Origin of the sequence: Thermogladius sp. (assembly GCF_049970955.1) — an archaeon.
Taxonomy (GTDB): Archaea; Thermoproteota; Thermoprotei_A; order Sulfolobales; family Desulfurococcaceae; genus Thermogladius.
In genome coordinates, this window is the sequence record NZ_JBMFLY010000030.1 from 1 (window position 1) to 12,308 (window position 12,308).

Below are 12,308 nucleotides of genomic sequence, written 5' to 3' on the forward strand. Positions count from 1 at the left end.
GTCGTACGCAGTGTAGCTTACGACCTTCTCGAGGAAGAAGCTGGGAAAGAGGGGTACCAGAGTTAAGAAGAGGGCTCGGCCTACAATAGCCGATGCGAATAGGGCTAGCAGGGAGCCTGCCAGCGATCTAACCCACAGGGACTTGACTATGCTCCAGAGGTACCTGTAGGCACCCCACCTTACTTCTCCGTCGTAGTGTACTATGAAGCACGAGAGAGCCGGCATGAGAAAGAAGATCGCCAAAACAAGGAACCCTAGAATCGGCGAGAGGATAACCCCCACGATAAAGAACGAGACAACGGGGTCGATCAACCTCCTAATACCGAAGGCTGACAACAGGATTCCCACTAGAGAATACATGGTATACGGCGCGAACGCGAAGGCAGTGTTCCTCACTATACGTATCACTACGGGTGGCACGAGCGCCTCCTCCCTAGCGGCCATGTATAGCGGGAGGGGCAGGAGAAGGATTGGGAGTAAGAGTGCCAGGGTGAACTCAAGACCCGTCGCGTATGGTAGCACTCTGTCGTCTTGGAACGCTAGTAAGTAGCTCTTAATCACGAACGAGTATGCGTAGGATGCGGGCAGAACAAGCAGAGCGACGACCCCGATGTACTCGAGAATGTTTAGTAGTAGCCTGGGACTACTACCAGGCATTGAATACACCATATACACCAATAGGCTCATAGTACTCTGGGATGGGAGGGGGCGACAAGTACACACTCACGGGAAACTCGCCGAGCTTCCTCCCGTTCACGCTACCCGACACGTAGATGACGTACGATCTGTTGGACGGGATAGCGACTTCTCCAGAGATCAATAAAATCCTAGCCGAGGCCCATTCAACAGTTTGGAAGGCTGGGGACCACTCGTAGAGAACGTAGTAGAACTGTCCGTCGCTCCACGTACGAAGGTTGTCCCCGCTAACATTCCCCGATCTGATGTCCAATAGTATACCAAGAATGGTGAAAACGATATCACCAAACAACGCGACGCCCGAACTGATTTTTCCAGCGTACTCCAGGACGTTAAAGACGAAAGATATCAGAGAGTGTGTAATACCAGCTAGCTGTACGGCAGTCTCTCCCCCTCCTATTGAAGCACCCGACTTAAAGAAGGAAGAGGGGACGACGTATTGGGCCATCTCGAGGGGCATCCTGATTCGTAGGTTTATCGAGTTTACGCCGGTGACGCGATTACTTGTTCTCACCCCTGAGGCCTTTATCTCAAAGATCAGACCCGAGAATTCTATTGTGACCATACCTAGATTACCCCCCGCCAAGCTAACGCCAAGTATGGTTGTGGGATGATCAACAATTCTCAGGTCGCTCTCTATCGCCTGCGCGAACACCTGGATTGAAGGGGGTTTGGCGGTTATCCAGGGGCGTGGGTTGTAGGGGTTCCACACCTCTGGAGCGTACCACTCTTCGACCCAGGCGTCGACGTACGCCCTTATATACGACTGAGAGCCGTAAACGTCTGTCGCGTTAACTGTAATAGTCAGGAGAGGTCCCGCCGCCATCTCGAAATACGCGAGGGCTAGCTCGATTGGTATCTCGGTGTAGGTGTCCGCCATGTATACGCCCCCTACGAGGCGGCTGGACACAGTCTTGTTGGCGTAAAGCCAGTTGTCGACATATATGGCCACCCAGCCGCTGAACGGTGTTGGAGTACCAAAGGGGCCGACGTCGACTAGTACGACCCTGACCTTTACACTACCGTTGCCCGTAGCGTAGTTCAAGTACTGCCCGTTGATAAGCGTAGACGACAGCGAGATAGTGTAGGGCACGTAGAAGTAGGCCCCCGCGTCCCTGAAGTAGCTGCTGGTGTTGGAAGGCAGTATGCTGGACTGGACTCCTGTGGACAAGACCTGCACGGCTCTCCTCGTCTGTGGTATCGGCATTTCGGGGTAGAGCTTCTCCACGTAGACGGTCAGCGTCCTAAGCGAGATGTTCCCCCCGCTCTGTAACGTGCCCGACGATTTCACCCACGTGTTCAACGAGATGTCTACGCTCAAATTACCGTAGTAATCGACGTTGGACGGGTACAACGTAATAAGGGTCGGCGTTGTAGGGGCCTCGAAGAACAAGTCTTTCGACTCGAGTATGCTCAAAACCCGGCCTGTCGCGGGGTCGACGTTCTTGAGCACATACTTCACCTCTAAGACGCTACCGGGGCTAACCGCCGAGAACTTGATATTCAGCTTCACATTGTAGACGTAGGGACCTAGATAGACGGAGTCGTAGGAGACGCCCCCCGCCAAATACTTCGCGAACTCGGGCGGTACGAGCGGGTAGACAAACTGATAGAGCTGGCTTGGCCCGCCACCGCCCCCAATAACGATCAGGCCTTGACTACTCACCGACTCTGTACTGTGCTCGCTGTCAGGGAGCACAGCGCTAATGGAGTTTTTCTTGAGGTCTACGACAAACCCCTTAAAGTGCTCTTCCTTGACTATCTTAACCGACGAGAACACCCCCTTCTCAACAGCGTACTTCAGAGTTTGGAGGACGTCATTATCGAAGACGGCGTTAGAGCCCCTCGGGTCTCTATCACAGTAGAGCCCTAGGGTCATTGGTGCTTGAGCGTACTCTAGCCCCCTAGCGGGGTCGATTACGAGGCTGCCCGGCTCTACCTGTACAATCGCCCTGCTTCTAACCCTGTCTTTCGCGTACTCAACCGGCCATGGGAAGGTCTCTCCTACTCCAGGCTGGTGCGCCGCGTGCTGGTCTTTCCCTGCTTGAGGTACGAGTAGTTGGACCATAAGCACGGTGTCCGCGTCGACCAGGCCGTTTCCGAGTACTGGGATCTCGATCAGCCCCTTTAGCGTACTATTGGACGCGACGAACTCTCTGGGGGCGATGAAGACGCGTCCGTGTACTATGCCCCCGCCCGGTAGATAGGTGACTGCCCTCAGACTGTCCTGTCTGCAGCCGATCAACGCCGGTACCTGGGAGGCCTTGACCACTATGTACTTAACCGAGTAGACGCCGTCGCCTGGTTGCGCGTAAGACGAGACTACTGTGGCTGGTAGAAGGCTGAGAAGTATGAGAGCTAATGCGGCTAGAACGGCCTTATAGTGCAAACACCGTCTCCCTAAATTGCCAGTATGTAGTTTTGTCTTTAAAATTTTGTGTAGCAGGCGTAGCGCCGACTCCAACGGCCCGCAACGGAGAACAGTCGAGCAGGGAGGGTTCGGGACAAGAGCGGGCTGTGTCTCAGCCTAGCTCGGCTACTATCTCGGCTTTGTCCTTGAGTATGATAGCCTTGCCCCCTGTCGGCTTGACCAAGACCGTGCCGCAGACCTTGCACCTCGCCGGGTACGTCGAGTGGCTGAAGACTATGTTCTCTGCTCCGCAGGTCTTGCAGATAACCCTGTAGAACCTGCTCCTGGGCTGGGGTACCGGGATTTGTCTCTTCTTCACTACTTGGCCACCTCTACGAGCTCGGCTTTCTTCAGCCTAATACCCTTCCTGTGGAGGGTGTAGCCGCACTCTTTACACTTCAGCTTCAGGACAACTTTCTTGGTCGTCTTAGCGAACCTCTTCTGCTCGGCCTTCCTCTTGGAACCGTAGCCCTGCTTCTTCCTGGCGTACCTCCTCTCGCCCTCGGCTAGGCTCCTCCTCTTACCGTGCTTGTAGATCGTCACGGTGTGCTCGGTGTGCCTCCTGCACCTCGGGCAGTAGGTCACAATCACCTTGGGTATCTTCACGAGTAAGCACCCTCCTCAACTACCATTTTATTAATGGTTAAAAACGTTACCACCTTTTATTCTTCAACCCGAGCACGAAGGCGACGTTGTTTGTCAGCAAGTGGAGTACGAGTATAATAAGCAGAGACATCACCACGAGGTCTGGGCGCGACGCGAAACCCGCGTCTAGGAGGAGGTATAGTAGCGTCGCAGCGAGGGCGAAGTCGAGCTGGTCTACAACTGGTAGGGGCTCTCCCGGCTCGATACCCAGCCTCCTCTTCACGAACGCCCCTCCCAGGTCCCCTAGTAATGCCGCTACTACGCCGCCCATGTTGAGGAACGTGAGGGGCAGGCTCTCGAAAACCAGGCCTACAGTACACGAAGAGGTAAAACCCATTACTACCCCTGCGAGGAAACCTTCCCAGGTCTTGTGGGATCCGAAGACCGGTCTACCGTCCAGGAACAGCCTGCCCCCGTCGATGGGCGTCCTCCCCCTGACTAGGACGGGGGCGCTGTTTGCCACCATCGGGGAGAGGTAGTACGTGAGCACGAACTCGACTAGGGCCACCAGGGCGCTGTCAGTAGAATACAGCACCCTCGTCACCTACCCTAAAGTACATTTTAAGCTCCCGGTTAGGGGGCTTCTCGAGTCTAATGAACCTCTTGGAGCCCTCGAAGTTGACCTGGAAGATAGTGTCGAAGTAGTAGTCTAGCAGCTTGAAGCCCGAGGCCTCCAACTCGCCGTCCTCCCCCACCCTCACCTGCGCAGAGGCGACCACTCTACCACCCCTTAGGCTATAGTTGTAGAGCTTGGCGAGAGTAAATAGGTACTTGGACAGCACGTCGGGCCTAGTCGCGAGCGGCCTGTAGAGGGCGTTAATGCTGTCTATGAAGATGTAGTTGAATACCGTTGCCGATGAGAGCTTGAGGAGCAGCTCGGTGAAGACGTCGAAGTCCACCACGTCCGCGAACTCTACGTTCCCGAAACCTACGCCGGCCCTCGCTATCTTGTCGTAGTGGAGGGTGCCCTCGGTGCTTATGAACACGCACCTCTTCCCGAAGACGCAGAACTCTCTAGCCAGGCTGATCAATATGTTCGTCTTACCAGCGGCTGCCGGGCCGTAGAAGAGGGTCGTAGGAGACCCGGAGACCAGCCTCCTCAACTCGGTCGGCACGCGCAAGCTCGCGAAACCTCTGGTGATGGCTACGGGTCTTTGTATCGCTCACAACCTATAATCTACTCTTGTGTATCCTTATAATGATAGAAGTGGTTGTATTGCTGTACAGGAACCTGGTAGTCGCAGTATACGACCCTAAGTGGTTTAGAGAAGTCGTCGACAAGCTCAGGAGGAGGGGTATCAAGTTCTCCTTCTACTACACGCTCGACGAGGTACCTGAGTACAGCGTCGTCTACACGGACTCTAGCGAGATAAGAGACGAGGTGGGCGCCAGGAGGGATCTAGCGGTTGTTTACGACCCGGAGAGGACTTGTAGAGGGCTGGAGAAGGCCGTACTAGCCTCTCTCATGAAGAGCGAGTACGGCAGCCTGACAATAGGGGTCGACCCGGGTTCGAGGCACGCGTTCATAGCTCTAGGCGACTCGGTTGTAGTAGACTGGGGGTTCATGGACGACCTGGTCGGCAAGGTGAGGGAGCTGGTAGAGTGCGTCCCGGCGACATCCGTCATCGTTAGAGTCGGGGCTCACGGTCGGGGGCTCGAAATCGCCAGAGACGTCAAGATAAGGGTCCCGGGTGTTAGAGTAGAGCTCGTCAGCGAGTACAACACCACGCCCTCACACAGTAGGGCTAGCGCCCGGCTCCTCTTGAAGGGTCTCGTCGTGAACAGGCAGTACCTCAGGGGCAATAAGGACGTCCTGGCGGCCCTGAGGATAGCCTTGAAGCAGGGGGTCGAGGTGCTATAGCACTTCCGGCCACCGACGCCAGATAAGGTTAAGTCTCCGCCCCGCAAGAGATTAGTTTACGTTAGCTGATGAGTGTAGAGGGCGTCTACTTGACCACGCTCGCCTCGCTAGTGGACTCTTTAAAGGGGCGCAAAGACACGTTTTTTGCCGGCGACCTAGACCCCGAATACGAGCCCACGAGGGCGGTCTACAGGCATAGGCGGGAGAGAGTGGTGTTCAGGCTCAAGGGCAAGGAGTGGGAGTGCGTCTCAAATATACTGAGAGACCGGGGAGACGTCTACGAGCTGGTGGGTGCGAGGAGCGACTCCGAGCTGTACGAGAAGCTCCTGAGAGCGTACTACAGCCCTTCACAGCTCGAGGTTGTGGACTTCGCCGACAGCTTCAGGAGAGCCGACATGGCTCTACGAGACCTCCCCTTCATCAAGTTCTACCGCGAGGACGGGGGCCCCTACCTGACCAGCGCCGTTTTCATAGCGTGCTGGGAGGGCGTTTGCAACTCGAGTTTCCACAGGGTCATGTACATCGACGACGACAGGGCTACGCTCAGGATCGTCCCGAGGCACCTGCACTACATGGTGAAAAAGGCTTTCGAAGCGGGTAGAGACCTGCCCGTGGCTATGGTGCTCGGCCTAGACGTCTACCAGGAGATCGCGGCCGCCATGAGCCCGCCCTACGGCGTCTTCGAGGTGGGGATAGGGGCGGCCCTAAGCGGGGTGAACAGGGTGGCCAAGACCCCCGTGTTCAACATACCTGTACCGGTCACCGCCTCGCTGGTTGTCGAGGGGGTCATCTCCAGGGAGGAGGATTGGGAGGGCCCCTTCGTCGACATACTGGGTCTAGTAGACGAGAGGAGGAGGCAGAACGTCTTCAAGCCCGTTGCCTACTACGTTAACGCCCAGGGCAGATTGGTGTACCACGCCATAGTGCCGGCGACAAGCGACCACTTCTACTTGATGGGCCTCCCGAGAGAGCCGCTTATCTACGAGAGTGTCAAGAAGGTGGCGCCGGGCGTCAGGGCAGTCCGGCTGGTTGCCAGCGGCGGCAGCTGGCTCATAGGGGTCATAGCCATCGAGCAGTCTACTAGGGGAGAGGCCCTCAGCGCAGCCCTGGCAGCCCTCACGGCCCACCCCAGCATGAAGGTGGTCGTAGTCGTGGACGAGGACATAGACGTCGACGACCCCTTACAGGTCGAGTGGGCTATAGCGACGCGCAGCAAGCCCGGCGAAGACGTCGTCGTGCTGAGGAACGCCAAGGCTAGTACGCTGGACCCAAGGAGCCCGGAGGGGGTCGGGGACAAACTAATAGTGATCGCGACGAAACCCTTCAATGAGCCGTGGTCCAAGTATAGGAGGGTCGGCGTGCCCTAACAGCGGGTCCGCTATTGGAATTCTCCTCCTGTAGGAAGCTTAATAGACGCCCACCAAGTTACCATCACATGTAAAAAGGCCTGGTGAAACCCACTACGAGTGGTGTGAGCGGCTGTGCCGACTCTTAAGCTGAACAAAGGTGAGGGCGTCAAGTTGTTCGGGCCGATGGCGTTCACGGTCTTGAGGGGCACGGTAGAGATCCTGGGCAAGAAGGTCGTCGTAGGAGAGAGGGTCATAATCCACAGGCTGAAGAGCTACGCAGTGGTAGCCCTCGAGGACTCGGAGCTCGACTTGAGCATGGTCAACGAGGCGCAGATTAAGAGGCTCGAGGACAACGAGGCCTACTTCGAGTGGGTTAAGCTGAGCGAGGAAATCGTGAGCAGTAACCCTACAGTAGTAGTGGTGGTAGGCGAAGTAGACTCTGGCAAGTCTTCTTTCACGACGCTTCTCCTCAACAAGGCCCTCGAGAGGGGGATGAGGCCGGCTCTCGTAGACGCGGATGTAGGCCAAGCCGACGTTGCGCCCCCGGGCTACGTATCACTCGCCTACCCGAGCGAGCAGACCCTGTGGAACAGGGGGCTAAAGCCCGTGAGAATGTGTTTTGTCGGGGACAACAAGCCCCAGAGAAGCACGGACGCAATAATCAACTACGTCAAGAGACTGGTGGAGCAGGCCGTCAGCGAGGGTAGGACACCCGTTGTGGTCGACACTGACGGCTGGATGAAGGAGGTCGGAGCGGTCCTGTACAAGACCAAGCTCGTGGTGGAGGTGAGACCAGACTACCTGGTCCACGTGGGCGGCTCAGACCCCTCTTTTTCGGCCCTCGAGAGGCTGGGGGTAAAGTACAGAACCGTCCCGTCGCCCAGCGTGAAGAAGGTGAGGGACAGGTCTGAGAGGAGAGAGTACCGGAGCGACAGGTACAGGGAGTTCTTCGCCAACGCGGTCATGGTAAAGTACGACCTCAACCAGCTGGTCTTCGTAGACATGCCCCTGCTCCAGGGGGCTCGAGTCGACTTACACGACGAGAGGGTGGTGTACAGCAGTGTACTAGCGGGCAAGTACTTCGTGGTGGCTAGAGGCGACATCAGGAGAGTCTACGAGGAGTTGTCGGCTAGCCTGGGGAGAGACAAGCTGGCAGTCTACCCGCAGGGCTTCGAGAGAGGGCTCTACGTCTCGCTCTCCGACGGGAAGGGCAACGAGTGCCCGGGCATCGTTGAGAAGATAGACTTCGACGCGGGTAAACTACTCGCTAGAACCCCCTGCCCGGAACTCCCCGTGAGAGTTGTGAGGGCCTCCACCATAAGGCTGACAGAGGACTTTAAGGAGGAGTACATCGAGTACTAGAGACCGGCGCGTACACGTAGCGGCTCGAAGAGCGCGCTCAGCGGGGGCGTGCCAGAGGCTCTAGGCCCGCCAGCCTTCTCGACTCTACCAGTATTATAAACAAGGCAGCGACGAAGACTGGGATCCCCACAATTAGCAACGCGCTCAACCACCCCATCAATAGGAGGTCTACGGCTTTAAGAGACTTATTCATAAACGTGATGTGGATACGGGTCAGCGGGCTCCTCAACAAAACTATTATCGCAGCGACTCCAGTGTAGATTAGAGTAGCGGTCGTAGAGGAGAGTAGCAGGCCCCCCAGGTTGGCGTAGGCGGTGGCAAGTAGGGTTGCCGTCACCGAGAGTACGAGGCCTGCCCGTACAGTACTCATCAACCTCATCTCCACGAGAGATAGCACGGCGAGAACTACACCGAGAACCCCAACACCCAGGGGTATAAACGCCTCGGGCTCTCTGAATAGGAGTTCGACATCGACCGTGGTGGGGGCGAGTAATATGGCTACTAAGATAACAAGGACACCTAGCTGCAACCTTGCCACTGGTCCCCCCAGCGCCCTTCTCGACATCTCGTAGAAGAATACGAGGTACGCCAGTAGCCCGGCGTACAGGACTAAGTCGTATAGGGGCCGCGTCAATTGAGTGCCCGAGAGGAGGAGCGGGTTTACGCCCGAGACAAAGGGCTCGAAGGGGCTCATGTCCTCGTATAACGGCGCGTCTAGAACTACGTGGAGGAGCGAGCCGACAACACCTCCGGCAACATACTTGTGGAACTCCTCGTCGCCCTGAGCCAGGTAGAATGCTCTGTACAGGGTCTTATGGACTTTCAAGTAGCGGTCGAGCACGTAGACAACGATAGCCGTGAGTACCCCTAGAAGGGCCGCGACGACGAAACCATGCGTCAACCCGTGAGGTCTAGCGTCTATTCCGCCAAGGACTAGGAGGACCGAGCCGAGGTCGACTGGTATAGTCGTCGCGGCCAAGAGGGTCGGTAAGTGGACCCTCCTTCTAAGCGGGAGCCCCACCAGAAACCCTGAGGCTAGGTGGTACGTGGTGAACGGCATTCGTCGCCTACCCTATTAGGGGTATTACGGTGGGGTAGTAAAAATAGACTAAAAACAGTGGAGACTACACGAAAAACTTTGTGGGATACACCCACCTGTCTACTCCTCTAGACGAAGCTGGCGAGAGTCCGGGGCAGGGGGACACCCCACTTTTATCCTCTGGGTTGGTATATCATGTACTTTAAGCGGTGTTGAACGTAATGTACCTGACGCGCGAACAAGAGAGGATGCTGAACGGGGAGTTTGGCTGGGTTGTCGCGAAGGCTATGTCTATAATCGTCAAGACGGGTGAGGCGCTGGGGGCCACAAGGCTGGTCGAGGTCGCCCACGCCCACGTGTCGGGCGTCTCCTACTCCAACATCCTAGACCCCGGGCTAGAGTTCATCCGTAGCCTGTTTCTCGGGGGTGGCAGGGCTCGGGTATACACCACGGTCAACCCGGGGTGCGTCGACTACTCGGGTTTATCGGAGTTGATAGACGGCTCCTACGCTAGGAAACAGGCTGTGATAGACGACTCCCTAACCAAAATGGGGTTTAAGCCGGTCTTCACCTGCATCCCGTACTACCACAGGCCCCCGGCTCAGGGGGAGTTCCTAGCCTGGGGCGAGAGTAGCGCTGTCGCAGTGGCGAACAGCGTGTTCGGGGCGAGCACGAACCGGGAGGGGGGACCTCTAGCGCTGGCCTCCGCGTTAACGGGCTTCACATACTACGCGGGTCTCCACGTCCCGGGGAACAGGGTCGCGAGAGTCCTGGTCCACGTTAAGGATCCACGCGTTAGAGGGAACCCGGGAGCTCTAGGGTTGTGGCTGGGCTACAGGGTCAGGGAGATACCGCTCGTCAGGGGCGCTGGACTTGGCTTGGCGGACTTGAAGATAATGCTCGCAGCGTCCGCCGCCTCGGGCTCTCACGCCCTCGTCGTCCTGGAAGGGGTGACGCCCAGGGGGTTCTACTCAACAGACTTCGTGGACAGGGTCGAGGTGGAGTGGGGCGATGTAGAGGAGTATACAGGTACGGAGCCCGGCGGTGGCAGCGTACTGGGCTACCTCGGATGCCCCCACCTCTACCCGTGGGAGTTCCTCGAGATATACAGGCAAGTCGTGAAGCGGGGTGTGTTACCCAGAGACAGGAGGCTCCTAATAACGATACCTGTAGAGGTATTTGAGAAGCACTACAGCGAGGTCTTGCGGTTGCGTAGGCTGGGCGTAGACGTGGCCGCTGGCACCTGCCCTGTGGTCTCCAGGCTGACGCGGGTGTTCGACCACCTCGTGACGAACTCCGGTAAGGCGGTCTTCTACTTGAGTAAGCAACTAAAAGCAAACTACTACCTGACGAACACCCTGGGGGTGATAAAGGCTGTCTACGGTGAGAGAGCAGGTTAGAGTCCTAGTGGACGGGGACTGCCGGGCCCCCCTCAGGGTCTACAACGACTACATCAGCTTCTTCGGAGAGGTAGACCCCGCGACCGGCACGCTCAAGGCGGTGGGCGAGCAGATAGCCGGCGTAGCGCTGGCCTTCAGGGGCGGGCGCGGGAGTACGGTGGGCTCCTACGTTATCTACGCGCTGAAGTACTACGGGAGAGAGCCGAGCTGCATGTTGGTTGAGGAGCCCGAGCCCATCATCATTACGGGGTGCATCATGGCCGATATACCGCTTTTCCAGGTCAGGAAAGGGTTTTTAGAAGAGGTGGGCTCTAAAAGAGCAGTGCTCGTGCACGAGAAGGGGAGAGACTACGTTGAGCTACACTTCGAGTAGGAGAGGCCTGTTCTTAGTCCTCGAGGGGCTGGACGGCTCGGGTAAGACGAGCATCGCTAACATCCTCATAAGCAGGCTCGGCGAGCTGGGTTACAGGGCAATTTACACCTACGAGCCCTACGACTCGAGCATCGTCAGAGCTGTTAAAGGCGAGTACTCCAGCGCTAGGGACGCCTATGTCGACGCGCTTGCTTACGCCTTGGACAGGCTCATACACTGGAAGACGGTGATAGAGCCGGCTCTGAGGGAGGGCGCCGTGGTCGTGTGCGACAGGTACTTCTACAGTAGCGTCGCCTATCAGACCGCCTCAGGGGCACCGTACGAGTGGGTCTTGGAGGTGAACAGGTTCGCGCCGAGGCCCGACCTGGCCATATACCTCGACGTAGAGCCCTCGCTCGGGCTGGCGAGGAAGAAGGGGGCCCCGTCGAGGTTCCCCGAGTACGAGAGGGTCGACTTCCTCTCCAGGGTCAGGGAGGTTTACTTGAGGATGGTCAGAGAAGGCCTGCTGGTAGTAGTCGACTCCAGCAGGGGGCTCGAGGAAGTCTTCCGGGACGTCTGGGGTCTGGTGAGGCCCCTGCTCGACCGGCTCACTTCGTAGAGGAAGACCTAGACGCGATGACGCTCTTGATCCTCCTCACCCTCTCGACGACCTCAAGCCACCTTATCAGCTCGGTGGGGTCTATCTCCCCCCTCTCGCTCAGCATGGCGTTCATCTCCATCAAGGCCCTCTCCTCAATCCTGTCCAGCGTCATGGCCAGGCTCACAGAGGTCTTCACCTCCCTGGCCTCTTCCTCGGTCTTGACCAGGTAGACCCTACCGTGGACGGGGCAGACCACCTCGCCCGTCTTCAGCCTGAACAGAGGTAGGCCGCAGCCCGGGTAAGGGCATGTCTCGGCCAGCATTACCGCCCCGGCCTTGATAAGCTCGGCCATCTTCTTGACGGGGTCTACTTCAGCCTCCACCAAGTCAGACCACACATGGATACCAAATAGCTATAGAGGATTTTAATTGCAAGCTAGCGCCAGAGAAAGCCCCTCGGCACGGGGCTTCGATCCCAAGTACTCGACGATCCCCCTCGCCTACGCCCCCCTCCCCAGCCGCGTTGTCGGTCTCTCCTGTACGTCCGCGACCCTCACGACCCGCTACACCGCTAGCAAAGCGTACCATTAGATT

At 57.4% G+C, this 12,308-nt stretch carries 14 protein-coding genes; 6 read left to right on the plus strand and 8 right to left on the minus strand.

The features are described from left to right. The 6 genes from ACP5VX_RS04830 to ACP5VX_RS04855 all read right to left on the minus strand — a co-directional run. On the minus strand, positions 1-657 hold a 657-nt coding region (locus ACP5VX_RS04830; protein WP_428724762.1), incomplete at its 3' end, for a hypothetical protein. Beyond that, on the minus strand, positions 647-3,085 hold the full coding sequence (locus ACP5VX_RS04835; protein WP_428724763.1) for a hypothetical protein: 2,439 nt from the start codon (positions 3,083-3,085) through the stop codon (positions 647-649). The genes ACP5VX_RS04835 and ACP5VX_RS04830, both read right to left, overlap by 11 nt. A gap of 133 nt (positions 3,086-3,218) precedes the next feature. After that, entirely contained in the window at positions 3,219-3,425 is a 207-nt protein-coding gene (locus ACP5VX_RS04840; protein WP_428724764.1) for a 30S ribosomal protein S27e, read from the minus strand. After that, complete coding sequence (locus tag ACP5VX_RS04845) at positions 3,425-3,712, minus strand: 50S ribosomal protein L44e (protein ID WP_428724765.1); 288 nt, start codon at positions 3,710-3,712, stop codon at positions 3,425-3,427. The genes ACP5VX_RS04840 and ACP5VX_RS04845 overlap by 1 nt, the downstream gene beginning before the upstream one ends. A gap of 46 nt (positions 3,713-3,758) precedes the next feature. Continuing rightward, positions 3,759-4,286, minus strand: coding sequence for a CDP-2,3-bis-(O-geranylgeranyl)-sn-glycerol synthase (locus tag ACP5VX_RS04850; protein WP_428724766.1), 528 nt, complete (start codon positions 4,284-4,286; stop codon positions 3,759-3,761). Next, positions 4,270-4,872 (minus strand): hypothetical protein, encoded by a 603-nt coding sequence (locus ACP5VX_RS04855; RefSeq protein WP_428724767.1) that lies wholly within the window; start codon positions 4,870-4,872, stop codon positions 4,270-4,272. The genes ACP5VX_RS04850 and ACP5VX_RS04855 overlap by 17 nt, the downstream gene beginning before the upstream one ends. Before the next feature lie 77 nt (positions 4,873-4,949). Between ACP5VX_RS04855 and ACP5VX_RS04860 the strand changes: the two genes are divergently transcribed. The 3 genes from ACP5VX_RS04860 (at position 4,950) to ACP5VX_RS04870 (ending at position 8,323) form a co-directional block, all read left to right on the plus strand. Continuing rightward, the gene (locus ACP5VX_RS04860) at positions 4,950-5,612 is read left to right on the plus strand and encodes a hypothetical protein (RefSeq protein WP_428724768.1); all 663 of its coding nucleotides are present in this window, start codon (positions 4,950-4,952) and stop codon (positions 5,610-5,612) included. Positions 5,613-5,680: 68 nt separating this feature from the next. Further along, on the plus strand, positions 5,681-6,979 hold the full coding sequence (locus ACP5VX_RS04865; protein ID WP_428724769.1) for a UbiD family decarboxylase: 1,299 nt from the start codon (positions 5,681-5,683) through the stop codon (positions 6,977-6,979). Between the two features lie 114 nt (positions 6,980-7,093). Further along, on the plus strand, positions 7,094-8,323 hold the full coding sequence (locus tag ACP5VX_RS04870) for a Clp1/GlmU family protein (RefSeq protein ID WP_428724770.1): 1,230 nt from the start codon (positions 7,094-7,096) through the stop codon (positions 8,321-8,323). Positions 8,324-8,360: 37 nt separating this feature from the next. Here the strand turns inward: ACP5VX_RS04870 and ACP5VX_RS04875 are convergent, their stop codons facing one another. After that, the gene (locus ACP5VX_RS04875) at positions 8,361-9,383 is read right to left on the minus strand and encodes a hypothetical protein (RefSeq protein WP_428724771.1); all 1,023 of its coding nucleotides are present in this window, start codon (positions 9,381-9,383) and stop codon (positions 8,361-8,363) included. 200 nt (positions 9,384-9,583) lie between these two features. Between ACP5VX_RS04875 and ACP5VX_RS04880 the strand changes: the two genes are divergently transcribed. The 3 genes from ACP5VX_RS04880 to tmk are packed head-to-tail and all read left to right on the plus strand — an operon-like array spanning position 9,584 to position 11,733. Beyond that, entirely contained in the window at positions 9,584-10,762 is a 1,179-nt protein-coding gene (locus ACP5VX_RS04880; RefSeq protein WP_428724772.1) for an aconitase X catalytic domain-containing protein, read from the plus strand. Beyond that, a complete protein-coding gene (locus ACP5VX_RS04885; RefSeq protein WP_428724773.1) occupies positions 10,746-11,135 on the plus strand; it encodes an aconitase X swivel domain-containing protein in 390 nt (129 codons plus the stop codon). The genes ACP5VX_RS04880 and ACP5VX_RS04885 overlap by 17 nt, the downstream gene beginning before the upstream one ends. Continuing rightward, complete coding sequence (gene tmk, locus ACP5VX_RS04890) at positions 11,116-11,733, plus strand: dTMP kinase (protein WP_428724774.1); 618 nt, start codon at positions 11,116-11,118, stop codon at positions 11,731-11,733. The genes ACP5VX_RS04885 and tmk overlap by 20 nt, the downstream gene beginning before the upstream one ends. On the opposite strand, the gene ACP5VX_RS04895 is transcribed toward tmk, so the two are convergent. Further along, positions 11,723-12,097: an Sjogren's syndrome/scleroderma autoantigen 1 family protein gene (locus tag ACP5VX_RS04895; RefSeq protein WP_428724775.1), complete on the minus strand. Its 375-nt coding sequence runs from the start codon at positions 12,095-12,097 to the stop codon at positions 11,723-11,725. The genes tmk and ACP5VX_RS04895 overlap by 11 nt on opposite strands. Positions 12,098-12,308: the final 211 nt, after the last annotated feature.